This window comes from Bradyrhizobium sp. SZCCHNR2028, from assembly GCF_032380995.1.
Classification (GTDB): Bacteria; Pseudomonadota; Alphaproteobacteria; order Rhizobiales; family Xanthobacteraceae; genus Bradyrhizobium.
The window spans coordinates 359,995-385,397 of record NZ_JAUHJF010000002.1 but is presented as its reverse complement, the minus strand read 5'-3'; the positions used below and the strand labels follow the sequence as shown (position 1 = coordinate 385,397).

Here is a 25,403-nt window from a genome sequence, read left to right as displayed (position 1 = left end):
CCGGTCACAGCCCCCGGATCAGCTCGGCGTCGATCAGCATGCGGTTGAAGCGGCGCGCCTCGGCGCCGTCGCCGCAGGCGTAGAACACGCCCTTGCAGCGGAGCATGATGTCCTTCTGCTCGGCGAAGGACGGATCGAGTGGAATGCCGGCGGCTTCGAGCGTGACCAGCGGCAGATAGGCGGCGTCGATCCGATCCATCACGACCGCGCTCTGGCGCGGCTCGAAATTGACGGCATCGACGGCGTAATAGGTCTGATAATAGCGTGGATCGTAGCTCTCGAGCTTCTCGCCGATGCCGGCCTCGTCGAGCTTGGGATCGAGAATGTGCGGCGAGAACTCCGGCTGGTGATCGCCGTAGCGCACGATCAGGAACGGCTGGTCGCCGAAGCGCTTCTTCAGGTTGGCGAGGAAGCGCTGATAGTCCGTCGCGCTCATCGCCTGGCGGCGCAGATACTCATCGATCGAAGGCAGATTGCCGGGCGCTCGCCAGGACGGCGTCAGGTCGGGCCGGAACGTCGTCTCCCACGGGAAATGGTTGGCGGCGAGATAGACGAACATGAACAGCGGCTTTCCGCGCGGCCGGTGCTGCATCAGATCGAGCGCGGCATCGTAGAAGAAGCCGTCGGGCTCGACGCCCTTGGCGCCGAGATCGCGCGCGTCGAGAAAACGATCGACGCCGACCGTGGTCTGGAAGCTGCGCGCGCTCATGAAGGCACCCTGCGCGGGATAGAGCGACACCGTGTCGTAGCCGCAATTGCGCAGCGCCAGCGGCAGGCCGCGCTCGACCCGGCCGGACGCGATCCGGGTCACGAAATAGGCGAAGCGGCCGAACGAGCGCGACGACAAGCCGGCCAGCACGTTGTACTCGGTGAACCAGCTCGGTCCGCCATTGCTCTCGGCCATGAACTGCCGCGCCTTGCCGTCGAACGACTTGAAATGGCTGCCATAGCCATCCGGCACCTTGATGCCTGGCGCCGAGCGGATGTCGAAGCTGGATTCGTCGTGGATCAGCACGATGTTCGGGCGCCGTCCGGCCGGATGACAGGAATCTGGGACGAAGGCAGCCAGACTTCGATCAGCCGTGGCGTCGGATTCCATGAAGCCGTTGGCGAGGAAGTCCGACACCGCCGTGACGCCGGAGCGGGCGAATTTCGACAGATAGCCGTCGTCATAATAGCCGCGCCAGGTCTCGTCGCGCCAGTTGAGCGAATACAGCGTGAGCGCGGCAAGGCAGGCGAGCTTGCCGGCCAGCGCCGGCAGCCGCGCGATCCGGAACGGATCCGCCCACCACAGCAGCCCCATCAGCGGCAGCACGACGGCGGCCGCCACCAGCACCGACAGCTTCAGGTTCGGGAAGATCGTGAACAGGAACGCCGCGCTGTCGTGATCGATCAGCATCACGTCGACGAAGTTCGCCGTCATCTGGACCACGGCGTGCTTGAGCTGCGACAGCAGCACCAGCACCACGACCATGGTCAGCGCCAACGCGCCGGACACCGCAGGCCGCCGCAGCAGCACCAGCCAGAAGCAGTTCAGGATGCCCCAGGCCAGCACGAAGCCGAGCCGCGAGCCGAAATCGGTCTCGGTGTGCAGCATCAGGGCCAGCGCCGCGACATGCGGCGCGGCGACGGCGGACAGCCGGACGGCCGCGGAGCGTGTTGCGCTCGCCGCGGCGAGCGTGGTGATCGGTTGGTCGTTCGGGGTCAGTGACATCAGGCGGTCGAATGCAGGCGCCCTTCGCCGGCGCATGCCGACAGATCAAGGAAGCCTATCCTGTCATCCGACCGTAATGAAATCGTCACAAATCACAACAGCCCGGATTTGCACGGAGGGCGGCGTGTCGTCTCGCGCCACGACGAGAGGTGGCATCACTGCCGTCCTCGCGTACCGATCCTCGCCTTTTTCAATTCTGGGTGCCGGTCTCGAGCAGCCGCTCGCGCACCAGACGCACCGCGCCGCGACTCCAGGAATAGTTGGCGCCGAGGCGCAATCCGCTGTCACCGGCGGCGACGAGCGCGCCACTGTCGGCCTGGCGGACACGAAAGCCGATGATGTATTCGGTGCGGCCGATCCGCCGGACGATGCCGAGCAGCGATTGCTGGGCGCCGACGGCGCGGGCCGCCCGGGCCTCGCAATCGTCGCACTCACGCACCGGCTGCCCCGGCTTGATCTCGCCGGCCGCGTCCACCAGGCGATAGCGCCCGGACTGCGCCAGCAGCTGCCGCACCGCGTCGGTCGCCTCCTGCAGCCCTTTCTGGTCGGATTCGGTCTCGCCGAGCGCCGCGCCTGCGCTGGTGTCGTCGAGCTCGAACGGCAGCAGCGCCAGCCGGATCGGCTCCGGCGGCGCCAGTGCGTCACGGACCTGGCGCGAAACGAAGATCGCAGCGCGCTGCCAGGCCTCGTCGCTGTCGCCGCGGAAGGTGAAGACCTTGTCGAAGACGACCCGATGGGAGGCGACGTCGATGGCCGCGGCGCGCGCCCACTGCACCAGCGTGGAGAGCTTCTGGACTCCGCCGGTGATCACGACGGTTGCGCCGGCCGCGGCCGCCATCTGCAGCCGGGCCTCCGGGGACGCATCGGTGGGACAGGACGGCGCGCAGGACGGGCTGACCGGCCGCAGCCGCGCGTCGGCGGCGACGTCGCTGCGGAGCGCGGCGATGAATGCATCCAGCCGCCGCTGATGCGCTGCGGTCTGATCGACCGGCTCGCCGGACGTGTCGAGATAGCTGAAATCGTCGACCAGCACAGCCGGGACATCGCCGGAGGCGGCGCGGACCGGACCGGCCGCGAAAGCAAGCGCGAGAACGAGACAACGGACGACGCGACGGTTTGACATGGGATCCCCCTGCAGCGATGTCTGGCGATCCAAAACTAGACGCAGCGGCGCTATGGCCGCAGCGGCCGCGGTCCCGGCGCGGCACGGGAAATTTTCACGACGGTGACGGCGACCAGGCCGCAGCGCTTTTGGCCCAGGCGGTTCTGCCGTTAAATGCCGGCGGGCAGGGCTACCATGGACGTGCCGAAGATGTGGACCCGCTACGACCTCAAATACCGTCTGACCCTGCGCATCTCGGTGGTCTCGGCGCTCTGCTTTGGGGCGATCTGCGCCTATGTGCTGTTCGACACCGACCGCTCGGTGCATGCGCGCAATGAGCGGATCGCCGAGATCACGGCCAGGACGCTGCAATTGCAGCAAAGCAAGATGCATTGGGTCAACAGCCCGCCGGCCGGCTTTCCCGACCTCGATGCGGTCGCCGCCGCCGCGATGCGACCGGGCCTGTGCATCGCCTATCGCGGCGTCGACGGCGCGATCGTGCAGCGCATCTGCGGCGGCGCCGAGGCGCAGACGGACGATCCGCCCCGCGCCTTCGCGATGCTGTATCGGCGGCTGTTCGATCCGGGCCGGGAAGCGGCACGGCCGGTCAGCTTTCGCGGCGAAACGACCGGCGATGCCGTCGTCTGGGCCGATGCCGGCGTCATGACCGCGGAGGCCTGGCGCGAGCTCAGCCGGCTGCTGCCCGTGCTCGGGACGGCGCTGGCGCTGCTGTGCATTCTGGCCTACGCCGCGCTGGCCCGCGCGCTGCGCCCGACCCGGCTGATCCGCGCCGGGCTGGAGCGGATCGCGGCCCATGATCTGTCGGCACGGCTGCCGCCGTTCGACCTTGCCGAGCTGTCGGCGATCCGCGATGCCTTCAACCAGCTCGCCGAGGGGCTGGAGACAGCGCTGGCCCAGCGCAGCGAATTGACCCGGCGCCTGATTGCGCTGGAGGACGACGAGCGCCGCAACCTCGCGCGCGAGCTGCATGATGAATTCGGCCAGTCGCTGGCGGCGATCCGGGCGCTCGCGGCGTCGATCCGTCACAGCGCGGCGCAGGATTGCCCCGCTCTGGTGGGCGATTGCGACGGCATCGCGCGCACCGCGAGCGACATGATGGACCAGTTGCGCGGCGCGCTGATGCGGCTGCGCCCACCTGATGTCGACGAGCTCGGCCTCGCCGCCAGCCTCGAAGGCCTCGTCGCCGGATGGAACAGGCGGCAGCACGGCCGCACCGTTTTCGAGATCAGCCTGTCGGGCGGCATCGACCGACTGCCCGGCATCATCGCCACCAACCTCTACCGCATCGCCCAGGAGGCGCTCACCAATACCGTCAAGCACGCCGGAGCGACGCGCGTGCGGCTGCAGCTGACGCTTCAGGACGGGCCGGCGAGCGCGACCGTGCTCACCGTCGAAGACGACGGTCCCGCAGGTGAAGCTCCCGACAAGCCGGGCATGGGCCTGCTCGGCATGCGCGAGCGCGTCGCCTCCATGGGAGGCCAGATGAGCTTCGCGGCCACCTCCGGCGGTGGCGCGCGACTCCGCATCGAGATTCCGGTCCCGGCCTTGCCCGATCTCTCGCGTGCGCCGACCCAGCCGCAAGCGGCATGCGCGGCATGACCGCGCCCGCCGGCACCATCCTGCTGGTCGACGACCATGCCGTGGTCCGCGAGGGCTACAGGTCGATGCTGCAGAAGCAGCCGGGGCTGCACGTGGTCGCCGAAGCGGCCGATGGCGCCGAAGCCTACCGGCTGTTCAAGGAGGTCAGGCCCGATCTCGTCATCATGGACCTGACCATGCCGGGCGTCGGCGGCATTGAGGGCATCCGCCGCATCCGGCAATGGGATCGTAGCGCGCGCATCCTCGTCTTCACGATGCATGAGAATGCGGGCTTCGCGGTGCAGGCGATCCGCGCCGGCGCCCGCGGCTATGTCACCAAGAGCAGCCCGCCGGAGACGCTCGTGCGCGCCGTCATGGACGTGCTCGCCGGCCGCATCGCGATCAGCCCCGACATCGATCACGAGCTCGCGCTCAGCCGGCTGTCCGGCGAGCGGGCGGCCGCCGACGTCCTGTCCGCGCGCGAGTTCGAGGTGATGCAGATGCTGCTGGCCGAACGGACCACCGACGAGATCGCGTCAGCGCTGCATCTCAGCCCGAAGACGGTTGCCAACCTGCACTCGCTGATCAAGGACAAGCTCGGCGTCGCCAGCGACATCGAGCTGGTACGGCTGGCGCTGCGGCAGGGCCTGCTGACCTGAGCCCGCAGGGCTCACGTCAGCGCAAGGAATGTCAGGAGTCGTTGGTGTCGATCTGCGGCGTCGCGGCGGCTTCCGACGCTGGCTCCGTGACGGGATCATCGATCAGGTGAAACTCGCGCCCGAGCCGGCGCTGCACGCTCATCACGGCGCGGTCGACGTCGCTGATCAGGCTGTCGCCGAGAACGACGTGCGGGATCTCCCAGTTGCGGCCACTGCGCACGTCGAGCGCATGAACGGCCGGCACGCGTGCCGTCTCGCACCCCGGCTGCGCGCGAATCTCCTCCTCGACCAGGCGGGTCAGCTCCGCCTGGGTCTTGCCGATGGTCGTCATCGCCGGCATCAGGCCCTGGTCACCGGCGTCAGACCGAGCCGCTTGGCAATGATGCGATCGACGGTCCGCTTCGGAAGCACCCGCACGATCCATTGCCTGATAGCATCGGGCGCGATCTCGTAGCGCACCCTGGGCGCCGGCAGGGTCAAGGCGTCGGCCACCCGCGTGGCGATGGTCTCGGCCGGCAGCCCGGTCTTGCCGAGATGCAGCATGAAGCCACGAATCTTCTGCAGCGCCGGGAAGAACGGCGAGGCCTGGTACGCCGACAGGTCGACCTCCTCGGCCTTGGCCCAGATCGGCGTCTTCACCGCCCCCGGCGCGATGACGATGACGTCGATGCCGAACAGCATCAGCTCGCGGCGCAGGCTCTCGGATAGCCCCTCGACCGCATGCTTCGAGGTCGAATACGGCGCCATCAGCGGGTTGCCGTTGCGGCCCGCGACCGAGCTGATCATCACGATCCGGCCGCGCTCTCCCTTCATGGCCGGATCGGCGCCGAGCAGCGGCGCGAACGCCTGGGTCGCAATGACCGGACCGATGACGTTCACTTCCATCTGATGGCGAAACTGCTCGATCGGCAGCTCCGTCACCGGCCCCGCGACGGCGATGCCGGCATTGTTGACGAGACCGGCGAGCGTCTCGCCCTTGAGCGCCGCTCGCACCTCGCCGGCGGTCGCCTTCACCGCCGCTTCGTCGGTCACATCGAACAGCAGCGGCGTGAAGTTGGCGCTGAGCTCGCTGCGCAGACGGTCTGCATCGGCCTGCTTGCGAACGCTGCCGAACACGTGGAAGCCACGCGCGAGCAGGAGCTTCGAACAGGCCAAGCCGATGCCGGTGGACGCGCCGGTGATGACGACGGATTTCATGGTGACCTCAACGATTTGCGCGGCGATTATCGCACGGGATGCGGCGCGATGCTGGCGCTGATTTTTCGCACGAGGTCATCCCCGCCGAGCCCGCCCCGGAACACCGGGAGACGGCACGCGGCGCATCAACAAGATGGCCGCGGCAAGATTGGGATTTAAGTTTCAATGCTTGGGAGGATGACAGCTGACGTGAGATCGAGGGCAGCGAGCAAACTGGATGAAGGAAGGTCTGTGACCTTATGAGATCATTAACCTTTCCGTTTCGCTGGCCTGTCGTCGCCGGGTCTGTGGGGAGGTGTTTGGGCCTCATTCCATCGCCTGTCCGGCGAATCTCCGGAAGACCGCGCTCCAGCTCGTCGTCCCCCTCTACGCGTATCGCCTTAATTTTCCGTATCCGTGTTTCTCCGGGGTACTACGTCCTCCGACCCTAACGCGTTGTTATCGCCCGTGCCGAAAACTGCTCCGGCCGAGAGCCTTGCAGCGGGATCACAAGCGCGTCGCTGTCGCTCCGGCCATCCGGACAAACGAGCGCGATCGTGTCACAGCCAGAACAGCTTCCGCCTTCAGAACACTCCATCATCACCGAGCTCGAAGAGGCCGTCCGCAGCGGCTCCTCGGCGAAGCGCGTCAACACGCTGCGCCAGGTCACCAATCTGTTCCTGCATGACGGCGAACGCCTCACCGAGGACCAGATCAAGGTGTTCGACAATGTGCTGTGCATGCTGGTCTCGCGAGTAGAGACCCGCGCGCGGGCCGAGCTCTCCAAGCATCTCGCGCCGGTCGACTACGCGCCCGTCGAATTGATCCAGCAGCTCGCCCGTGACGACGAAATCTCGGTGGCCGAGAGCGTGCTGATGCACTCGAGCCGGCTGACCGAGCATACGCTGGTCGAGGTCGCGGCGACCAAGGGCCAGGATCACCTGATGGCGATCTCCAGCCGTCCGCATCTGACCGAGGCGGTGACCGACATCATCGTCGACCGCGGCGAGCGCCGGGTCATCCGCAAGCTCGCCAACAACCAGACCGCGCGCTTCTCCGATACCGGCTATTCCGGGATGATGGCGCATGCCGCGGATGACGACGAGCTGTCCGAGATCATCGGGCTGCGCGTCGACCTGCCCACCAAGCACCTGCGCGACCTCTTGCGCCGCGCCACCGAAGCCGTGCGCGCCAAGCTGATGTCCTCGGCGCCGCCGGCGTTGCAGCAGGAGATCAAGAAGATCCTCAAGGCCATCGCGGACGTCGCGCGCAGCGACGGCGGCCTGGTCGGCCGCGACTTCACGCTCGCCGAAGACGCCGTCAAGCGCATGAAGGGGCTGAACGAGCTCAACGATGCCGCCATCGCCTTCTTCGCCGAGACCCGCCGCTTCGGCGAGGTTTCCGCCGCACTCGGCCTGCTCAACAACGTCCCGACCGAGATGATGGCCAAGGTGCTCGAGGGCCCGCGCACCGACATCGTGCTGATCCCCTGCCGTGCCGCCAGGCTGGCCTGGTCGGTGGTGGCGAAGATCCTGACCCACCGGCCGATCAAGCACGCCATCGACAGCGACACCCTGAAGCTCGCCGAGCGCGACTATGCCCGGCTGTCGCTCGACACCGCCCAGCGCACGCTGCGGTTCTGGATGGTGCATAACAAGGTCGAGAAGTGAGCGGGTGCTCACAAGACGCAATCCTCATCAGCAACGACTCGCGAGCCTCCTCATACTCCGCTGTCGTCCCTGCGAACGCGGGGACGACAGCTATGGTTGTCGCAGGCGGCCGGGCATCATCAAGCCGACCGGCCAGCGTTATCGCCAGGAGATCGCCGGGCGCCGGATTGACTTTGGTGCGCCCGCACTCCTACGGTGATCGTGACGGTGCCCCTCGACCGGGGCTCAAAAGGGAATGCGGTGCCGGATGCGTCTCGCAAGAGACGTGATCGAAGGCCGCAGCTGCCCCCGCAACTGTAAGCGGCGAATCTCGCGTCATAGGCCACTGGGAAATCTCGGTCCCGGGAAGGCGACGTGGAGGTGATGACCCGCGAGCCAGGAGACCTGCCGTCAGCCGTGGTCACACGCGAGGATGCCGGTCGGGGCGTTATTGGCATCGTTTTCAGGCAGGTCTGCAAAGGTCTGCGTGAGACCTCGTTCGCGGTGACGTGCCACTGACGTCATGCCGAGGTCACTCGTGTCTCCCGTTCCCCATGCCAGGCGGCATCGCGCCGTTCTGTCGTCGCTCTGCGTCCTCGCGTCGTTTGCGCTGCTCGGTGCTTTCCCGGCAGCCGCGCAGCAATCCGCCTCCCCCAACCTTTTGCCGCCGGTCGAGGTTGACGCGCCGCGCAAGCCGGTTGCCGCAGGGCCGGCGGTGTCCGGCGGTTCTCCAACCCGCAACGCCGCGCGACGGCAGACGCCGGCTGCAAAGCCGGCAGCGCCGGCCAGCGCCCCCGTCGCCGTCAGCCCGACCGGCGTTGTGACGCCGGTCGCCAACGTCGCGAATGCGATCACCGTGGTGACCGACAAGGATATCGCCGCGCAGCAGGCCCGCACCGTGCCGGACATCCTGAGCACGGTCCCCGGATTGAACATCGTGCAGGCCGGCGGCCCGGGCGGCCAGACCAACGTCTTCATGCGCGGCACCAATGCCAACCACACCAAGCTCATCATCGACGGCATCGACGCAGGCGACGTCACCAACGGCAACGGCGCGTTCGATTTCGCGCATGTGCTCGCCGCCGACATCCAGCAGCTCGAGGTGCTGCGCGGGCCGCAGAGCGGACTGTACGGCTCCGATGCCATCGGCGGCGTCATCTCGGTGATCACGCGCAAGGGCGACGGACCTGCGCGGGCGACCGCCTCGATCGAGAGCGGCTCGTTCAAGACCTTCAACCAGTCAGCCGGCGTCAGCGGCTCCCAGGACAATGTCAACTACGCAGTCAACGTCGCGCGTCTGCACGCCGGTGACGTTCCGGTGACCCCGTGGCAATTGCTGCCTGCGGGGCAGAAGGCCATCGGCAACGCCTACGACAACGTCACCGCCTCGTCCAAGCTCGGCGTCGATCTCAACGAGGCCTGGACGCTCAATTCGGTGGTCCGCTACACTGACGCCACCCTGCTGTTCACCGGCGACAGCGGCTTTCCCAGCTTTCCCGACGCCGCCCAGAGCAACCACACCATCCATCAACTGGCGACGCGCGAGGAAGCCGTATGGTCGCTGCTCGGCGGCCGCATCAGGAACTACTTCGGCGTCAACTATGTGAACAACTGGTCGTCCGATCTGACGGCCGGCAATCCCGTCGCCGCGGTCGCGACCGGCGAGCGCATCAAATATGACTGGCACGCGGTGACCGAGCTCGCCCCGCGCAACAACCTGATCGTCGGCCTGGAGCAGCAGACCGAACGGCTGAAGACCACCGACCTTTCGGCCGAGAACGGCAACAAGGCCGGCTTCGTCGAGCTGCAGACCGAGTTCGCGAAGCGCTGGTTCGTCGTGGCGAGCCTGCGCAACGACGTCAACGACCAGTTCGGCGGCCATGGCACCTACCGGATCGCGCCGGCGGTGATCCTGCCGGTCACCGAGACCAAGCTGAAGGCGAGCTACGGCACCGGCTTCAAGGCACCGACCTTGAGCCAGTTGCACCAGGATTTCCCGGCGTTCAACTTCTTCGCCAATCCCAACCTCCGGCCGGAGCAGAGCGCCGGCTACGATGCCGGTTTCGAGCAGCCGCTGTTCGACGATCGCGTCCGCTTCGGCACGACCTACTTCCACAACAGCATCACCAACCTGATCAATTTCAACGCGACCTTCACCTCCTACGCCAATGTCGGCCTCGCCACCACCGAAGGCACCGAGAGCTTCGTGACGGCGCGGCTCACCGATCGGATATCGCTGCGCGCGGACTACACCTTCACCCGCGCCGTCGACGCGGCCACCGGCCAGCAATTGCTGCGCCGGCCGAAGGAGAAATGGAGCGCCACCGCCACCTGGCTGCCGATCGATGCGCTGAGCCTGTCGGCCACCTTGCTGCGGGTCGGCGACTGGCTCGATGTCAGCCGCGACGGCATGACCACCGGCCTCGTCGCACCCGGCTATGCGCTCGTGAACCTGCGCGGCGACTACGCGCTGTCCGACCAGGTCAAGGTGTTTGGCCGGATCGATAACCTGTTCAACCGTCACACCCAGAACCCGACCGGCTTCCTGGCACCCGGCTTCGGCGTGTTCGGCGGCATCCGGCTCGCGAGCTTCGGCGTGCAGTGATGCAGACCTCCCGAAGCGGCTGACAGCCGCCTCAAAACTGGACTACAATTGCAACAACAGGAGATGTTCCATGACTCTCGACGTCCTCGCCCCCTCTGGTTCCGAGGCTCGCCTCGCGCCCGTCCCGCCGCGGCATGCAGCCGCGTTTTGTTTCGCGCTGCTGACGACCGCCTGTGCGCTGGCGAGCTTCGTGTTCGCCTGCGCGACGCCGTTTGCGGCCTTCGCCGTGATTGCGGCCGCCATGCTTTCGCTGCGCACGGCGCTGCCGGTGATGCTCGGCGCCTGGCTGGTCAACCAGGGCATCGGCTTCGGCGCCCTGCACTATCCGGTCGATGCCAACACGCTGGCCTGGGGCGCGATGATCGGCGCCGCCGCGCTCAGCGCCACTGCCACGGCCCGGGGCGTGCTGCAGGCTCTGCGCGCAAGCCCGGCTCCGCTCGCCTTTGCCGCCGCCCTGCTGGGCGCCTACACGGCGTATGAGCTGGTGCTGCTGGCCGCCACGCCCGCGCTCGGCGGTGCCGCGAGCTTCACGCTCCCGATCGTCGCCCGCCTCGGCCTGACCAGCGCCGCCTGGCTCGTCGGCCTGGTCGCTGTCAGCGAGATCGTCCGCCTGCTCGCGCCGCTGGCCTCACGCCGCGCGACGTCCTGAAACAGCCTAAGGACTCACCTACCAAACAAAAACGGCGGGCCTCGGCCCGCCGTTCTCAATTCTCAGCAAGTCCTGCGCGAACTCAGTTCTTGCTCTTGTCGACCAGCGCGCCCTTCTTGATCCAGGGCATCATGTCGCGCAGCCGGGCGCCGACCTCCTCGATCGGATGCTGGGCGAGCTTGGCGCGGGTCGCCTTGAACGAGGTCTGGTTGACCTTGTTCTCCAGCATCCAGTCACGTGCGAAGCGGCCGGACTGGATGTCGCCGAGCACCTTCTTCATCTCCGCCTTGGTCTCGGCCGTGACGATGCGCGGACCGGTGACGTATTCGCCATATTCGGCGGTGTTGGAGATCGAGTAGTTCATGTTGGCGATGCCGCCTTCATAGATCAGGTCGACGATCAGCTTCACCTCGTGGAGGCACTCGAAATAGGCCATCTCCGGGGCGTAGCCGGCCTCGGTCAGGGTCTCGTAGCCGGCCTTGATCAGCTCGACCAGGCCGCCGCACAGCACCGCCTGCTCGCCGAACAGGTCGGTCTCGCACTCTTCCTTGAAGGTGGTCTCGATGATGCCGGCGCGGCCGCCGCCGATCGCCGAGGCGTAGGACAGGCCGAGGTCATGGGCGTTGCCCGAGGAATCCTTGGCGATCGCAATCAGGCAGGGCACGCCGCCGCCGCGCTGGTACTCGGAGCGGACGGTGTGGCCGGGGCCCTTCGGGGCGATCATCAGCACGTCGAGATCGGGGCGCGGGTCGAGCAGGTTGAAATGCACGTTGAGGCCGTGGGCGAACACGAGCGCGGCGCCCTGCTTCATGTTGTCGTGCAGGTGCTCGCGATAGATGTCGCCCTGCAGCTCGTCCGGGGTCAGCATCATCACCAGGTCGGCCCATTTGGCGGCCTCGGCGACTTCCATCACCTTGAAGCCGGCGCCCTCGGCCTTCTTGGCCGAAGCCGAGCCCTTGCGCAGCGCGATCGCGACGTCCTTGACGCCGGAATCCTTCAGGTTGAGCGCGTGGGCGTGGCCCTGGCTGCCGTAGCCGACGATGACGACCTTCTTGCCCTTGATCAGGTTCAGATCGGCGTCGCGATCGTAGTAGACACGCATTGTCGTTTCCTCTTTGAGATGGCCGGAATTGGCTGAAAAGTCAGACGCTTGGGTGAGGCACGGGCGGCTGCGCCCGGACGAAATCCGGCCCGTGTCTAGAGCATTTTGGGCGTGGTTGGAAACCCCGATCTCGCATGGCGGCCGCCTCCCTCATGCGTCCATGAAGACGGGATAGAGCGAGGCGAGCAGCAGCACCGCCATCAGGATGTTGAAGCCGCGCACCGCGCGTTCGGAACTCAGCAGCGGCCGCAGTGCGGTGCCGAACAGGGTCCAGGTAATGGTCGAGCCGATCGCCATCACGAAGCTGATCCCGACCTGCAGCGCGACATTGGCAGGGAAGCTGGCGATCGCGGCATAGGCGGTGATGGTGCTGATCACCATCACCCAGCCCTTGGCGTTGACCCACTGGAACAGCGCTGCGCCCCAGAACGACATCGGGCCGCGCGGCGTCGTGTCGTCATCCGGCTTGGCCGATCCGGAGAACGCGATCACCACGGCGAGATAGATCAGGTAGGCGGCGCCGAGATATTTCAGCACCTCCTGCAGCACCGGATAGGAGATGAACACCGTGGCGAGGCCGAAGCCGACGGCCCCGACCATGAAGGCGAAGCCGAAGCTGACGCCCATCATGTGCGGCACCGTGCGGCGGAAGCCATGGGTCACGCCCGACGACAGCAGCATGATGTTGTTCGGCCCTGGCGTGAACGCCATCACGAACGCGAAGGTGACGAAGGCGATGAGGAGCTGCTGGGACATTCTAATGAGTTCTCTCCGCACGACGACTCTTCACCCTCCCCTGGAGGGGGAGGGTTGATCGCGCATGCAATGCGCGATCGGGGTGGGGTGGGCCCCAGACATAGCTCCGGCGTGGAGGCATCACCCCACCCCGGCTCACATCGCAGCTTCGCGCGATGTGAGCCGACCCTCCCCCTCCAGGGGAGGGTGGCAGCGTGCCCACCTCACCGTCGCGCACAAGCATCAGCGCCTAGCCCTGCCCCGCCGGCTTCTGCAGCACATAGGTCGCGTGCATCGGCGCGTGGTAGTCGGCGGATACGGTCACGAATCCGACCTCGGCGAGCATGCGCTCCATCACCCAGGCAAAGGTCGAGTTCTCGTCGCGCATGTGGGTGATGACGCTGTCGCGAGCGAGGTCGTGGTTCTTGATGTTGAAGTCCGCCCACTGCTCGACCGAGCGCTCGGCGCCGTCGGGCATGCTGACATAGACGATGTCGCGCAGGAAGAATTGCGCGCCGGGCTTCAGCGCCGCGAAGATCCGCGCCAGCGCCACCGCCTTCCAGAAGTCCGGCAGATGGTGCAGCGTGAACTCGCTGGCGATCAGGTCGTAGGTCGCAGCCTCATAGGCGAACGACAGCAGCCCCGCCGAATGCATCCGCACCGCGGTACGGCGGTCGCGGCTGTAGATCCGGGTCAGCGCCAGCATCGCCGGCGAGATGTCGATGGCGTCGACCACCGCGCCCAGCAGCGCCGCCTCTGTCGCCAGCACGCCGTTGCCGCAGCCGATGTCGGCCACCCGCCAGCCCGGCTTGACGCCGAGCATCTTCAGAGCGGCGCGCGCGCGCTCGTCGGCATCATCGCCCGAGCCATAGATCGAGGCCACGGCATGGTCGAGCCCGATCCGGTTGCGTTCGTTGTAGTACCAGTCGCGCGCCAGCATGGCTCACATCCCTTCCGATCCCCGCCCGATCGCCGCAATGCCGGTCCTGGCGACTTCCACCAGGCCGAGCGGACGCATCAGATCGATGAATTGCGTGATCTTGTCGGTATTGCCTGTGATCTCGAACACGAAGCTTTCCGTGGTGGCGTCGATCACCCGGGCGCGGAACGCATCCGCCAGCCGCAGCGCCTCGACGCGCGGCTCGCCGGTGCCGCGCACCTTGACCATCGCGAGCTCGCGCTCGATCGCGCGCTTGGTCAGCGTCATGTCGACGACGCGGTAGACCGGGATCATGCGGTCGAGCTGGTGCTTGATCTGCTGGATCACCATCGGCGTGCCGGTCGTCACGATGGTGATGCGCGACAGATGCTTCTGGCTCTCGGTCTCGGAGACGGTGAGGCTCTCGATGTTGTAGCCGCGGCCCGAGAACAGGCCGATGACGCGCGCGAGCACGCCCGGCTCGTTCTGGACCAGCACCGCAAGCGTGTGCGTCTCGTTCGGATCGTGACGCTCTTCCATGAAATAGGCCGATGCTGGCTGGTTCATTGGTGTCCCCATAGGATTTCAGCCGTGATGGCCGGGCATAGCAGTCTGCCTTGCGCAGACTGCGTAGACTTGTCTGCGCTCCCGGCCATCCACGTCGAGCGTCGAGCGCGCGGTTCGTGGATGCCCGGGTCAAGCCCGGGTATGACGGCGGTGTTTGTGGCGAGTTGCGAGTTCCTCATGCGGCCCCCGCTTCGGCATGCGTGGCCGCCGGCAGCACCCAGCGCCTGAACAGGTCGAGATCGATGTTGCCGCCCGTGAGCACCAGGCCGACGCGCTTGCCGGCGAGCCTGCCCTTTTCTTGCAAGGCACCTGCGAGCGGTGCCGCGCCGGCGCCTTCGGCGAGATTGTGGGTGTCGGTCCAGAGAATGCGCACGGCCTCGGCGATCTCGGCGTCGCTGACCTGCACGATGCGCGAGGCGCCTTTAAGAATGATCGCCAGCGCATCGGCATCGGGACTGCGGGTGGCAAGGCCGTCGGCGTGCGTATCGGCGCTGTTGGTCGTCACGACGGTGCGGGCCGCAAACGACAGCGCGTAGGACGGCGCCTCGGTCGATTGCACGCCGACGATCTCGGTCTTCAGGCCCAAGAGATCACGCGCCAGGATGCAGCCGCAGATGCCCGAGCCCTGCCCGATCGAGACGTAGAGCACGTCGAGATCGGGCGCGCTGCGGAACAGCTCCAGCGCGTAGGTGGCGACGCCGCGCACGAGATCGGGATGGAACGACGGCACCATGTGCAGGCCGTCGCGCGCGGCGTGGCGGCCAGCCTCCTCGCGCGCCTCCTGGAAGTCGCTGCCGTGCTCGATCAGCTCGGCACCGAACGCCGCCATGGCGCGGTTCTTCTCGACCGAATTGCCATGCGGCACATAGATCGTCACCGGCAGGCCGTTGCGACGGCCGGCAAACGCAACGCTCTGGCCATGATTGCCGCGCGTCGCGGTGATCAGGCCGCGAACGCCGGGATGCGTGCGCTTCAGGTTGTCGACATAGACCAGCCCGCCGCGCACCTTGAAGGCGCCGGCCGGGGTGTGGTTCTCGTGCTTGACGACGACATGCGTCCCCAGCCGCTGCGCCAGCAGCGGCCACGCATGCGCCGGCGTCGCCGGCACCGCGGCCGCGACGATGGCGTGGGCGGCTTCGAGCTCGGCTAGTGTGAACACGGCCGCCTCCTGATCACAGCTGTCATGCCCGCGAAAGCGGGCATCCAGTACGCCGTCGCCGTCGTAGGACTCATGGTGGCCGCGGCGTACTGGATCGCCCGGTCCCGTCTTCGCCAAGGCTTCGACGAGGCCGCGCGTTCAGGGCGCGCCGAAGCTTTAGCGAAGGCGGCAAGCCGGGCGATGACAGCGGAGTGTTGGGTTGGCATCGCCCTCACGATCAGTCCTCACACCAGCGCCTTGCCGCCGGCGAACGCCGCGGCCGGATCGGACGCTTCCGCCGGCAGGATCATCTCGTTGTGCGCCTTGCCGGACGGAATCATCGGGAAGCAGTTCTCCAGCGCCGCGACGCGGCAGTCGAATAGCACCGGCTTCTTGACCGAGATCATCTCCTTGATCGCGCCGTCGAGATCGCCGGGCTTAGACACCTGCAGGCCGACGCCGCCATAGGCCTCTGCCAGCTTGACGAAGTCCGGCAGCGCCTCCGAGTAGGAATGCGACAGGCGGTTGCCGTGCAGGAGCTGCTGCCACTGCCGCACCATGCCCATGTACTGGTTGTTGAGGATGAAGATCTTGACCGGCAGCTCGTACTGCACGGCCGTCGACATCTCCTGCATCGTCATCTGCACCGAGGCGTCGCCGCCGATGTCGATGACGAGGCTGTCGGGATGCGCCACCTGCACGCCGATCGCGGCCGGCAGGCCGTAGCCCATGGTGCCGAGCCCGCCCGAGGTCATCCAGCGGTGCGGCTCCTCGAAGCCGTAGAACTGCGCCGCCCACATCTGGTGCTGGCCGACCTCGGTGGTGATGTAGGTGTCGCGCCCGCGCGTCAGCTCGAACAGCCGCTGGATCGCATATTGCGGCATGATCACGTCGCGGTTCGGCTTGAAGGCGAGCGAGTTGCGCGCGCGCCAGGTGGCGATCTGCTGCCACCACGCCTTGATGTCGGGCTTCTTCGCCTCGGCCCTGAACACCTGCAGGATGTCGGCGAGCACATCGCCGCAATCGCCGATGATCGGCACGTCGACGCGGATGTTCTTGTTGATCGAGGACGGATCGATGTCGATGTGGATCTTCTTCGAGTTCGGCGAGAACGCGTCGGTGCGGCCGGTGATGCGGTCGTCGAAGCGCGCACCGACGCACAGCATGACGTCGCAATCATGCATCGTCATGTTGGCCTCGTAGGTGCCGTGCATGCCGAGCATGCCGAGCCAGTTGGTGCCCGACGCCGGATAGGCGCCCAGCCCCATCAGGGTCGAGGTGATCGGGAAGCCCGTCACCTCGACCAGCTCGCGCAACAGCTTCGAGGCCTCGGTCCCCGCATTGATGACGCCGCCACCGGAATAGATCACCGGCCGCTTGGCGCCGGCCAGCAGCGCCACCGCCTTGCGGATCTGCGTCGCATCGCCCTTGACGCGCGGGGCGTAGGAGATGTGCACGTCCGACTTGCGCGGCGGATGATAGGTTCCGGTCGCGAACTGCACGTCCTTCGGCACGTCGACGACGACCGGACCCGGACGGCCCGTGGTCGCGACGTAGAACGCCTCGTGCAGCACTTTTGCGAGATCGTTGACGTTGCGGACCAGCCAATTGTGCTTGGTGCAGGGCCGGGTGATGCCGACCGTATCGCACTCCTGGAAGGCGTCGTTGCCGATCAGGTGCGTCGGCACCTGGCCGGTGATGCAGACCAGCGGGATCGAGTCCATCAGCGCGTCGGCCAGCGGGGTCACCATGTTGGTGGCGCCGGGGCCCGAGGTCACCAGCACGACGCCGGGCTTGCCGGTCGAGCGCGCATAGCCTTCGGCGGCGTGGCCGGCGCCCTGCTCGTGGCGGACCAGGATGTGCTGAACCTCGCTCTGCTGGAAGATCTCGTCATAGATCGGAAGCACCGCGCCGCCGGGATAGCCGAAGAGGTGCTGCACGCCGTGGTCGATGAGCGCGCGCACGATCATCGCGGCGCCGGTCATCTGGTTCGGATCGTGGCTCTTGTCGGTCATGGCAGGCTCCGGATCGCTTCTGTCAGCGGCTTGTCGTCTTGGTCGGTCGGGTCTAGCGGATGGCTTCGGTCAGTGGCTCGGCTGGTCGGTTCGACGGCTTCCGGGCAATAAAAAAGGGCCCTGGAAGGCCCTGCGCACCGCTCGGATCATGGATGGCCGCTAGCCATCCCCGGCGATGCGCCTGGGTACGACTACAATAAGGATGGCGGTAATAATGTTGCGCATGGTGCCGATCTAACTTCCCAAAGGTTGCGCGAAAGATAGCCAGCGATGCCCCAATGTCAAGGCAAAGCCGGCTCGTCAGCGCGATTTTGTAATGTTAACGCGGAATTTTCCGTTCGGCGAGCGGTAAATGAGCCCCCGGCCGTCACTCCGGGGCAACGTCTGCACTTCTCGTTCTAAGACCTCGGGGCATTCTCCCTCATTTTCAAGCGAAACCACATGAACTCTCGGGCAAGCTTACGAGAGTCCAGCAACTCAGTTAGGACGTGTTCAATATCTTTGGGGTCCAAAGAGCCAGCAATGGCATCATGAATCACCTGCTCATTTGCGAATCCACGGACATCCGCGAAATAGTTTGGACCCGGTATTCCCATACTTGTCCCAAGGCGGAAATGCTTTCGATCCTGGCCCGCAGCGCGACCATAAAACTCGAACTGCATCGATTGTCCGTCGTTCTTGGTTCCCAAGGGTGCCTCCTCCTCTGAGACCAACCACACACCAGGATGGTTGTTAGCCATGAGCTTCGCAAGGACGGGTAGCGATGTGGAGGTCCTTGCCCCGCATTAGTAGGGTTCACAGAACCTTAAGTCCCGTCCTCCCGCTGCGGGGCCTGGAATGATCGAAGCGTGCTGCGGGGCTCCCGAAGACGCCGTAGTTCTTCATCCAAGTCGACGCCGGGCCTCGAAATTGAGAATAGCCAACTGCCGAACGGTTCATCGTCATCGGCGGAACCAGCTTCCTCGCGCGCAAGCTTCTCCAGTATCTCAAACAGATAGGCATCCAAGCTGAGGCCCCGCAGCTCGGCCCTGCGGCGCAGCAAGCTCATTGTGGTCTCGTCGACGTCACGGATCAGAATATCTGCCATCGTGATCTCCTCCTTCACTCGGCTGACGCCACCCACGCCCGCGCCTGCTCCGGCGTCATCCACCCGAACTCCGGCAGCTGATGCCGGAACCAGGTGAACTGCCGCTTGGCATAATGGCGGGTGTCGGCCTTGCCGATGACGGCCGCCTCCTCCCGCGTGATCTCCCCGCGGAGATAACGGATCAGCGCCGGCACGCCGTGCGCCTTCATGGCCGGGAGCAGCGGATCGAGCCCGCGGGCCGCCAGCTGTTCAACCTCCTCCAGCGCGCCGCGATCCAGCATCAGATCGAACCTCGCGTCGATCCGCGCATAGAGCGTCTCGCGCTCCGGCGCGATGAACAGCGCCCGATAGCTGCCCTCCGGCAGCAGCGGCGGGGTGGTCTCGGCATGCCACTCGGCCAATGGCCGACCGGTGGCTTCGATCACCTCCAGCGCGCGGGCGACGCGGGTGCGGTCGCGCACGTTCAGCCGCGCGCCCGCCGCCGGATCGCGCCGCGCCAGCTCGGCATGCAGCGCCTCGACCCCGTCGCGGTCGAGCCGCAGGCGCACCGCGTCTCGGACCTCGTCAGGGACGGGCGGGACCGCCGCCAATCCCCGTGTCAGCGCTTTGAAGTACAGCCCGGTGCCGCCGATGAAAATCGGCAGCCGCCCGGCCGCGTGCGCCTCGGCAAGAACGACCGCGGCATCCCGGACATAGTGGCCGGCCGAGTAGTTCACGGCTGCGTCGACATGGCCGTAGAGCCGGTGCGGCACATCAGCCTCGTCGTCAGGTGTTGGCCGCGCCGTCAGGATTCTCAGGTCACGGTAAACCTGCATGGAATCGGCGTTGATGACGACCCCGCCCGCTTTTTGCGCAAGTTCCACCGCCAGCGCCGACTTGCCGCTGGCGGTCGGCCCTGCGATAAGCACGGCTTTGTTGATCCCTGGCAAAGTCACCTGATGTCTCTCGTCGCCACCTTCATCTGCAATCCCGCCGATCCCGCGCTTGATACCACGATCGTGGAGGCCTTCCTGGCCGTGCTGCCCTCGCCGGGCACGCCGCGCTGGCTGTTCGACGAGGTCGCGATCGACATCCCCTTCGCCCACGACGGCGAGGTCCACAAGCTCGAGGCGCGCCTGCGCGACCTGCGCGGCGACATGCCGATCGACATCGTCGTGCAGCCCGAAGCCGTCCGGCGCAAGAAGCTTTTTCTCGCCGACATGGATAGCACCATGATCGGCCAGGAATGCATCGACGAGCTCGCGGACTTCGCCGGGCTGAAGCCGCGCGTCGCCGCCATTACCGAGCGCGCCATGCGCGGCGAGATCGCGTTCGAGCCGGCGCTGCGCGAGCGCGTCGCATTGCTGAAGGACCTGCCGGTGAGCGTCGTCGACGAGGTCCTGACCAAACGCATCAAGCTGACGCCGGGCGGCCGTCATCTGGTAATGACCATGCGCGCCAACGGCGCCTATACCTGCCTGATCTCCGGCGGCTTCACGCTGTTCACCAGCGCCATCGCGGCCAAGATCGGCTTCCAGGAGAACCGCGCCAATGAGCTCATCATCGATGGCGGCAAGCTCACGGGCGATGTGCGCGAGCCGATCATCGGCCGCGACGCCAAGCTCGCCACCCTGATCGAACTGCGCGAGTCGTTCGATCTCGACGAGATCGACACCCTGGCGGTTGGCGACGGCGCCAACGACCTGGGCATGATCGAGGCGGCCGGTCTCGGCGTCGCCTATCACGCCAAGCCCGCGGTCTCGGCCGCCGCCTCGGCCCGCATCGACCACGGCGACCTCACCGCCCTGCTCTATGCGCAAGGTTACACGCGCGATCAGTTCGTCGACTGACAGAGCCGCCGCCGTGGCGCGGATGTCAAACGACGCGTGCAAGCGAAGCGCAATACGGCGCCCTCTCCCCTTGTTGTGAGAGAGGACGCATTCATGGGCAGCCGCCAGGCCGTCATTGCGAGCGCAGCGGCGCAGCGAAGCAATCCAGAGTCGGACGCAAGGCAAGCAAAGCCGTTACGAAAAGCCTGATCAGCACATCATTAGGATTTTATTTCAATCCTATGCACTCGCACGTAACTTCATTCCAATCTCATCTCAGATCGCAGATCAGATCATTCGCCCTCCGCATCAAGGCGGGGCGCGCAGTGTCGCTTTAACCGCATCACCAATCGATGAATTGTCAAATCATGCTGCAGCGCATATAAAGCTGACAAGGCTAGGGAGTGTCCAAGGAAACGAAAGCGATTGCACGCGATGCAATCGATCATCGTCACAAAAGGACCTCCCGATGACCATCAAGCACATCATTCCCGGCTCTCTTCTTGCCCTCGCGCTGCTGACCGGCGCGGCTGTCGCCGGTGAGCTGCCGAGCTACGAAGTCGGCGCGCTGCCGGCCACCCCGCACCAGCTTTCTGTCGTCGGTGCATCCGCCGCGCAGCAGACCATCGCCGCGGACAGCGCCGCCTCCCCGCACCAGCTCGCCGTGCTCGCCCAGCACCGTCGCAGCGCCGCTCTCGTCGCTCCGACCACCGTGGGCAGCGTTCGCAACTGAGCGACGCGAGCAACCCATCGTCACATAGGCAGCGCGCGTCTCGCTCGGCGAGGCCGCGCTCCCTATCCGAGAAAACGCGTGGCGTCGCGCGTGGTGAAGATCCTGGACATCCGCTCCGCGGACAGCCCAGACGCCCAGCCCGCTGCACCTTTGGGTCTTCGAGGCCAACATCGCCGCTCTCCGCTTTCATGCCCCGCTCGGCGGCCGCGTCGTCGAGACCAGTCGCACGGACATTCCGGCCGCCGGCGGCAAGACCATCCTGCGCGTGCATTGGCCTGACGCCAAGCAGCTCGCCTAATTTCCCAACCTGGATCTCGCAGGGCGTCGCCGCGCGGGCCATGCATCACCCAGCCATTGTCAGCCTGACGCCGCGCGCCGCGCCGATTGCCGGTCAAACCGCATATCCATAACCATTATATGCGCTATTGCGCAAATACGAAAATACGCATATATCGCCGCCATGTCCGATCCCGTCCCGCTGCTCGTCGCTCTGGCCGAGCCGACCCGTCTCGCCGCCCTGCGCATCCTTTGGGACGGCGGCGAGCATTGCGTCTGCGAGCTCATGCAGCAGCTCCGAGCCAGCGCATCGCGCATGAGCCGGCACATGTCCGCCCTCAAGGCCGCAGGTCTCGTCATCGACCGCCGTGACGCCCAGTGGGTCCGGTATCGGCTGAGCCCTGACCTGACGCCCGATCGGCGCGCCATCCTCGACGCCGTCATGGCGGCCATGCCTGAGCCGGACAGGAGCGCAGCATGAAAACCGAAGCTTCAACCTACCCTGACGGATCGGCATCGGCTGCGATCTGGATCATGGCGACGGCAACTGCCGTCGCGATGTGGTTTGCGATCTACTGGCAGCTTGAGGCGCTCTCGGCATGGCTGGTGTCGTTGCTGCCGGTGCCCCGCGGCAGCCATCTGGAACAAGCCACGCGCTTCTTCGTGTTCGACGCGCCCAAGGTGCTGATGCTGATGACGCTGGTCGTATTCGGCATGGGCGTCGTGCGCAGCTTCTTTTCAGCCGAGCGAACCCGCGCATTGCTCGCCGGCAAGCGCGAGGGCCTCGGCAACGTCGCGGCTGCGATCCTCGGCGTATTCACTCCCTTCTGCTCGTGCTCGGCGGTGCCGCTCTTCGTCGGCTTCGTCTCGGCGAGCGTCCCACTCGGCGTGACCTTCTCGTTCCTGATTGCGGCGCCAATGGTGAACGAGGTCGCGCTCGGCCTGCTGTTCGCGCTGGTCGGCTGGAGGATCGCCGCGATCTATCTGGCCTTCGGTCTGGCGGTCGCGATCGTGGCGGGATGGATCATCGGACGACTGCATCTCGAAGGCTGGCTCGAGCAGTGGGTTCGCGACGTGCGCGCAGGACAGGCGGAGCTGCAGCCCGATTCACAGACCGTCGCCGATCGGATCCGGGCCGGGATCGACGCGGTGCGCGACATCGTCGGCCGCGTCTGGGCCTGGATCATCATCGGCATTGCGGCGGGCGCATTCATTCACGGCTATGTCCCGAACGAGCTGCTCGCCTCGATCATGGGCAAGGACCAATGGTGGTCCGTGCCGGCCGTGGTGCTGATCGGCGTGCCGATGTACGCCAACGCTGCGGGCATCATTCCCGTCGTCGAGGCGCTGCTCGGCAAGGGCGCGGCGCTCGGAACGGTGCTCGCCTTCATGATGAGCGTCATCGCGCTTTCGTTTCCCGAGATGCTCATTCTGCGCAAGGTGCTGACGCTCCGGCTGATCGCTGTCTTCGCGGGCGTGGTCGCCGCCGGCATCGTCGCCGTCGGCTATCTCTTCAACGCCCTGTTCTGATGAAAGGACAAGCCCCATGAAGAACGTCAAAATTCTCGGCTCCGGCTGCAAGCGCTGTGTTCAGACCGCAGCAATGGCCTCCTCGGAAGCAAGCAAGCTCGGCATCGAGATCGAGCTGGAAAAGATCACGGACTTCGCCGACATCGCCCGGTTCGGCATCGCCTCGACGCCGGGCGTGGTGATCGACGGCAAGGTCGTCCATGCGGGCGGCCTGCCGAAGCCAGAAGACATGGCGAAATGGCTGTCGGCGTGATGGTGTTGCGTCCGCTGCTCGCAGTGGTCCTCCTGCTCGGCCCGGCTGTCGTGGCGCGCGCCGACGAACCCACGTGGACGCGCCGGATCATCGCGCCGGACACGGCGCTCAAGGCGGCACAGGCGGCGCTCGCGGAGTGCCGCAAACGCGGCTGGCAGACTGCCGTGACCGTGAGCGATCCGTCGGGGCTCGCGCTGGTCACCCTGCGCGACCGTTTCGCCGGCTGGCATACGCTAGAGGCCGCGACGGGCAAGGCGCGGACGGCCGCGAGCTGGCGCGAGGCGACGAGCACGCTCGCAGCCCGCCTGGCACGACCGGATGCTCCGGAACGGGCCATCGTCAACGTTCCCGGCGTTGTCATGGTCGGCGGCGGCATGCCAATAGAGGCCGCTGGCCAGCAGGTCGGAGCGATCGGCGTATCCGGCGCGCCCGGAGGCGACAAAGACGACATCTGCGCGAACGCCGGCATCGAAGCCGTCGCTGCGGACATCGCGTTCTGAGCGCTTGTACCGGCGGATCTCGAACGAGGACGGCCAACGCCGATCATTTTGCCGGAGGATACCGCGTTGTCTGACACGATGCCTCAATTGGACGAAACCTCATTCCGTGCCATCGACCGCGCGAAGCTGCTGGAGCCTGCGCTCTCCTCCCACCCTCCGCGAATCCTGCTGCTCTACGGATCGCTCCGGCAACGCTCGTTCAGCCGGCTGCTGACCGAGGAAGCGGCGCGCATTCTCGTGCGCTTCGGCGCGGAGACACGGACTTTCGATCCGCACGGCTTGCCGCTGGTCGACGACGCCGAGCCGGATCATCCGAAGGTCCGCGAGCTGCGCGACCTCGTGACCTGGTGCGAAGGCATGGTGTGGTGCTCGCCGGAGCGGCACGGCGCGATGACCGGCGTGATGAAGACGCAGATCGACTGGATCCCGCTGTCGCTCGGGGCCGTCAGGCCGACGCAGGGCAAGACATTGGCCGTGATGCAGGTCAGTGGCGGCTCGCAGTCGTTCAACGCGGTCAATCAGCTTCGGGTGCTCGGCCGCTGGATGCGGCTGATCACCATCCCGAACCAGTCATCGGTGCCGAAGGCGTTCGCGGAGTTCGACGACACCGATCGCATGAAGCCGTCGTCCTACTACGATCGCGTCGTTGACGTCATGGAAGAGCTCGTCAAGTTCACACTGCTGACGCGCGACCGGGCGGACTATCTGGTCGACCGCTATTCCGAGCGCAAGGAAAGTGCCGAGGAGCTGTCGAAGCGGGTCAACCAGCGGTCGCTGTGAGCCGGCGCCTGCCGTGGAGCGGCTGCCGCCCGTTTAATTCTGGAAAAAATAAATATCTTGCTATTTTACAGAATTCATGATTGTCTAGCGCCATCCCGCCTCACTGCGGAGGGGCGTAGCGCGCGATCGTCACGACACGCGAGGCGGGGAGCGGTGGCCGCGAGAGATCGCAGCATTCTCTTCAATGAGAGTGCGGACGAACGATCGCTCGCGGACGTGAAGTCGCAGCGTCCTGACACCCCGATGCTGGTGTCACGCTCGTGACAATGCTTCGCATTGCATGGGCAATGGTGGCCAACAAGCCCGGCGCACCAGGGAGACTGCGTATAAGCGTGAAGACCGCCGCGCAGGGAATGCCGGTTGAATCGGCTTTGCCTGTGGTACCTGCCGCCTGCATTTTTTCAGCAGGCGGGCCATGGGTGAGGCCTTCACCCGGCATTCCCTGCGCCCTCTGCATTGTCGCGAGGGACGAACTGATTGCAGACCTCGGGCGCGATGGCGCCGCGAGACTGCAAAGCTATGTCGATTGCTGTTTGAGCCGTGAATTCGCCTTGCGAACCGTCGTCGTCCCGGACAAGCCACGGCGCGCGCCAGCGCGTCGGGGCGCCGATCCGGGACCCATACGCCGCGGCCGTCGTGACGAGCAAACGGCCAATGATCAGCCCGGCCCAAACTGCTCCCTGGGGCTATGGGTCCCGGCTCAAGGCCGGGACGACAGCGGAGTGTGGAGCTGCCGTAGGGTGGGCAAAGCAGCCGTCCGCAGGGCGGCAGCGTGCCCACCGTCGTGCCGCGAACGCAGAGCCACAT

At 66.3% G+C, this 25,403-nt stretch carries 24 protein-coding genes and 1 riboswitch; of the genes, 12 read left to right on the top strand and 12 right to left on the bottom strand.

Features of this window, described 5'->3' with window-relative positions:
* Positions 1-4: 4 nt before the first annotated feature.
* Both QX121_RS04910 and QX121_RS04905 read right to left on the bottom strand, forming a co-directional pair.
* Positions 5-1,714 carry a sulfatase-like hydrolase/transferase gene (locus QX121_RS04910; RefSeq protein WP_315811314.1) on the bottom strand — a complete coding sequence of 570 codons (1,710 nt, stop codon included), beginning with the start codon at positions 1,712-1,714 and terminating at the stop codon, positions 5-7.
* Positions 1,715-1,904: 190 nt separating this feature from the next.
* The gene (locus QX121_RS04905; protein WP_315756353.1) at positions 1,905-2,837 is read right to left on the bottom strand and encodes a DUF2380 domain-containing protein; all 933 of its coding nucleotides are present in this window, start codon (positions 2,835-2,837) and stop codon (positions 1,905-1,907) included.
* A gap of 189 nt (positions 2,838-3,026) precedes the next feature.
* Between QX121_RS04905 and QX121_RS04900 the strand changes: the two genes are divergently transcribed.
* Together QX121_RS04900 and QX121_RS04895 are read left to right on the top strand one after the other, a co-directional pair.
* Complete coding sequence (locus QX121_RS04900; protein WP_315811418.1) at positions 3,027-4,436, top strand: sensor histidine kinase; 1,410 nt, start codon at positions 3,027-3,029, stop codon at positions 4,434-4,436.
* Positions 4,433-5,074, top strand: coding sequence for a response regulator transcription factor (locus QX121_RS04895; protein WP_315811313.1), 642 nt, complete (start codon positions 4,433-4,435; stop codon positions 5,072-5,074). Before QX121_RS04900 ends, QX121_RS04895 begins: the two co-directional genes overlap by 4 nt.
* 31 nt (positions 5,075-5,105) lie before the next feature.
* Here QX121_RS04895 and QX121_RS04890 read toward each other — a convergent pair whose 3' ends face one another.
* Positions 5,106-5,414, bottom strand: coding sequence for a hypothetical protein (locus QX121_RS04890; RefSeq protein WP_315811312.1), 309 nt, complete (start codon positions 5,412-5,414; stop codon positions 5,106-5,108).
* Positions 5,414-6,271 (bottom strand): SDR family oxidoreductase, encoded by an 858-nt coding sequence (locus QX121_RS04885; RefSeq protein ID WP_315811311.1) that lies wholly within the window; start codon positions 6,269-6,271, stop codon positions 5,414-5,416. Before QX121_RS04885 ends, QX121_RS04890 begins: the two co-directional genes overlap by 1 nt.
* A gap of 536 nt (positions 6,272-6,807) precedes the next feature.
* On the opposite strand from QX121_RS04885, the gene QX121_RS04880 reads away from it, so the two are divergent.
* From QX121_RS04880 to QX121_RS04870, 3 genes are all read left to right on the top strand, one after another.
* Positions 6,808-7,920, top strand: a complete 1,113-nt coding sequence (locus tag QX121_RS04880; protein ID WP_315796360.1) for a DUF2336 domain-containing protein — start codon at positions 6,808-6,810, stop codon at positions 7,918-7,920.
* Between the two features lie 188 nt (positions 7,921-8,108).
* Positions 8,109-8,327: riboswitch (cobalamin riboswitch) on the top strand.
* 95 nt (positions 8,328-8,422) lie between these two features.
* Entirely contained in the window at positions 8,423-10,504 is a 2,082-nt protein-coding gene (locus QX121_RS04875; RefSeq protein WP_409999308.1) for a TonB-dependent receptor plug domain-containing protein, read from the top strand.
* 70 nt (positions 10,505-10,574) lie between these two features.
* A complete protein-coding gene (locus QX121_RS04870) occupies positions 10,575-11,153 on the top strand; it encodes a hypothetical protein (RefSeq protein ID WP_315811310.1) in 579 nt (192 codons plus the stop codon).
* A gap of 82 nt (positions 11,154-11,235) precedes the next feature.
* Here the strand turns inward: QX121_RS04870 and ilvC are convergent, their stop codons facing one another.
* The 8 genes from ilvC to miaA form a co-directional block, all read right to left on the bottom strand.
* The gene (ilvC, locus tag QX121_RS04865; RefSeq protein WP_315736892.1) at positions 11,236-12,255 is read right to left on the bottom strand and encodes a ketol-acid reductoisomerase; all 1,020 of its coding nucleotides are present in this window, start codon (positions 12,253-12,255) and stop codon (positions 11,236-11,238) included.
* Between the two features lie 150 nt (positions 12,256-12,405).
* Positions 12,406-13,011, bottom strand: a complete 606-nt coding sequence (locus QX121_RS04860) for a LysE family translocator (protein WP_315736891.1) — start codon at positions 13,009-13,011, stop codon at positions 12,406-12,408.
* Positions 13,012-13,240: 229 nt separating this feature from the next.
* Complete coding sequence (locus QX121_RS04855; RefSeq protein WP_315778683.1) at positions 13,241-13,930, bottom strand: class I SAM-dependent methyltransferase; 690 nt, start codon at positions 13,928-13,930, stop codon at positions 13,241-13,243.
* A gap of 3 nt (positions 13,931-13,933) precedes the next feature.
* Positions 13,934-14,476 (bottom strand): acetolactate synthase small subunit, encoded by a 543-nt coding sequence (ilvN, locus tag QX121_RS04850; RefSeq protein ID WP_315736889.1) that lies wholly within the window; start codon positions 14,474-14,476, stop codon positions 13,934-13,936.
* 175 nt (positions 14,477-14,651) lie between these two features.
* A complete protein-coding gene (locus QX121_RS04845; protein WP_315811309.1) occupies positions 14,652-15,635 on the bottom strand; it encodes a threonine dehydratase in 984 nt (327 codons plus the stop codon).
* 224 nt (positions 15,636-15,859) lie between these two features.
* Positions 15,860-17,629: an acetolactate synthase 3 large subunit gene (locus QX121_RS04840; RefSeq protein WP_315778685.1), complete on the bottom strand. Its 1,770-nt coding sequence runs from the start codon at positions 17,627-17,629 to the stop codon at positions 15,860-15,862.
* Positions 17,630-18,434: 805 nt separating this feature from the next.
* Positions 18,435-18,716: a FitA-like ribbon-helix-helix domain-containing protein gene (locus QX121_RS04835; protein WP_315778689.1), complete on the bottom strand. Its 282-nt coding sequence runs from the start codon at positions 18,714-18,716 to the stop codon at positions 18,435-18,437.
* 14 nt (positions 18,717-18,730) lie between these two features.
* Complete coding sequence (miaA, locus tag QX121_RS04830; RefSeq protein WP_315778690.1) at positions 18,731-19,651, bottom strand: tRNA (adenosine(37)-N6)-dimethylallyltransferase MiaA; 921 nt, start codon at positions 19,649-19,651, stop codon at positions 18,731-18,733.
* Positions 19,652-19,654: 3 nt separating this feature from the next.
* Between miaA and serB the strand changes: the two genes are divergently transcribed.
* The 7 genes from serB (at position 19,655) to arsH (ending at position 24,596) form a co-directional block, all read left to right on the top strand.
* Positions 19,655-20,545, top strand: a complete 891-nt coding sequence (gene serB, locus QX121_RS04825) for a phosphoserine phosphatase SerB (protein ID WP_315811308.1) — start codon at positions 19,655-19,657, stop codon at positions 20,543-20,545.
* Positions 20,546-20,993: 448 nt separating this feature from the next.
* Positions 20,994-21,257, top strand: coding sequence for a hypothetical protein (locus QX121_RS04820; RefSeq protein WP_315736882.1), 264 nt, complete (start codon positions 20,994-20,996; stop codon positions 21,255-21,257).
* A 460-nt stretch (positions 21,258-21,717) separates the two neighbouring features.
* Complete coding sequence (locus QX121_RS04815) at positions 21,718-22,014, top strand: metalloregulator ArsR/SmtB family transcription factor (protein ID WP_315771696.1); 297 nt, start codon at positions 21,718-21,720, stop codon at positions 22,012-22,014.
* A 53-nt stretch (positions 22,015-22,067) separates the two neighbouring features.
* Positions 22,068-23,063, top strand: a complete 996-nt coding sequence (locus tag QX121_RS04810) for a permease (RefSeq protein WP_409998857.1) — start codon at positions 22,068-22,070, stop codon at positions 23,061-23,063.
* A 16-nt stretch (positions 23,064-23,079) separates the two neighbouring features.
* Complete coding sequence (locus QX121_RS04805) at positions 23,080-23,316, top strand: thioredoxin family protein (protein ID WP_315756369.1); 237 nt, start codon at positions 23,080-23,082, stop codon at positions 23,314-23,316.
* Positions 23,301-23,816, top strand: a complete 516-nt coding sequence (locus tag QX121_RS04800) for a heme-binding protein (protein ID WP_315771700.1) — start codon at positions 23,301-23,303, stop codon at positions 23,814-23,816. The genes QX121_RS04805 and QX121_RS04800 overlap by 16 nt, the downstream gene beginning before the upstream one ends.
* 78 nt (positions 23,817-23,894) lie before the next feature.
* Positions 23,895-24,596, top strand: coding sequence for an arsenical resistance protein ArsH (arsH, locus tag QX121_RS04795; RefSeq protein WP_315771725.1), 702 nt, complete (start codon positions 23,895-23,897; stop codon positions 24,594-24,596).
* Positions 24,597-25,403 lie beyond the last annotated feature (807 nt).

Bases quoted from the DNA above. Each gene is read 5' to 3' on its own strand.
- QX121_RS04905 (WP_315756353.1), bottom strand. From the start codon at position 2,837: ATGTCAAACCGTCGCGTCGTCCGTTGTCTCGTTCTCGCGCTTGCTTTC.
- QX121_RS04810 (WP_409998857.1), top strand. From the start codon at position 22,068: ATGGCGACGGCAACTGCCGTCGCGATGTGGTTTGCGATCTACTGGCAG.
- QX121_RS04870 (WP_315811310.1), top strand. From the start codon at position 10,575: ATGACTCTCGACGTCCTCGCCCCCTCTGGTTCCGAGGCTCGCCTCGCG.
- QX121_RS04855 (WP_315778683.1), bottom strand. From the start codon at position 13,930: ATGCTGGCGCGCGACTGGTACTACAACGAACGCAACCGGATCGGGCTC.
- QX121_RS04875 (WP_409999308.1), top strand. From the start codon at position 8,423: ATGCCGAGGTCACTCGTGTCTCCCGTTCCCCATGCCAGGCGGCATCGC.
- QX121_RS04800 (WP_315771700.1), top strand. From the start codon at position 23,301: ATGGCTGTCGGCGTGATGGTGTTGCGTCCGCTGCTCGCAGTGGTCCTC.
- QX121_RS04835 (WP_315778689.1), bottom strand. From the start codon at position 18,716: ATGGCAGATATTCTGATCCGTGACGTCGACGAGACCACAATGAGCTTG.
- QX121_RS04860 (WP_315736891.1), bottom strand. From the start codon at position 13,011: ATGTCCCAGCAGCTCCTCATCGCCTTCGTCACCTTCGCGTTCGTGATG.
- ilvN (WP_315736889.1), bottom strand. From the start codon at position 14,476: ATGAACCAGCCAGCATCGGCCTATTTCATGGAAGAGCGTCACGATCCG.
- QX121_RS04895 (WP_315811313.1), top strand. From the start codon at position 4,433: ATGACCGCGCCCGCCGGCACCATCCTGCTGGTCGACGACCATGCCGTG.
- QX121_RS04910 (WP_315811314.1), bottom strand. From the start codon at position 1,714: ATGTCACTGACCCCGAACGACCAACCGATCACCACGCTCGCCGCGGCG.
- QX121_RS04840 (WP_315778685.1), bottom strand. From the start codon at position 17,629: ATGACCGACAAGAGCCACGATCCGAACCAGATGACCGGCGCCGCGATG.
- QX121_RS04885 (WP_315811311.1), bottom strand. From the start codon at position 6,271: ATGAAATCCGTCGTCATCACCGGCGCGTCCACCGGCATCGGCTTGGCC.
- arsH (WP_315771725.1), top strand. From the start codon at position 23,895: ATGCCTCAATTGGACGAAACCTCATTCCGTGCCATCGACCGCGCGAAG.
- QX121_RS04815 (WP_315771696.1), top strand. From the start codon at position 21,718: ATGTCCGATCCCGTCCCGCTGCTCGTCGCTCTGGCCGAGCCGACCCGT.
- QX121_RS04805 (WP_315756369.1), top strand. From the start codon at position 23,080: ATGAAGAACGTCAAAATTCTCGGCTCCGGCTGCAAGCGCTGTGTTCAG.
- QX121_RS04890 (WP_315811312.1), bottom strand. From the start codon at position 5,414: ATGCCGGCGATGACGACCATCGGCAAGACCCAGGCGGAGCTGACCCGC.
- ilvC (WP_315736892.1), bottom strand. From the start codon at position 12,255: ATGCGTGTCTACTACGATCGCGACGCCGATCTGAACCTGATCAAGGGC.
- QX121_RS04900 (WP_315811418.1), top strand. From the start codon at position 3,027: ATGTGGACCCGCTACGACCTCAAATACCGTCTGACCCTGCGCATCTCG.
- QX121_RS04820 (WP_315736882.1), top strand. From the start codon at position 20,994: ATGACCATCAAGCACATCATTCCCGGCTCTCTTCTTGCCCTCGCGCTG.
- serB (WP_315811308.1), top strand. From the start codon at position 19,655: ATGTCTCTCGTCGCCACCTTCATCTGCAATCCCGCCGATCCCGCGCTT.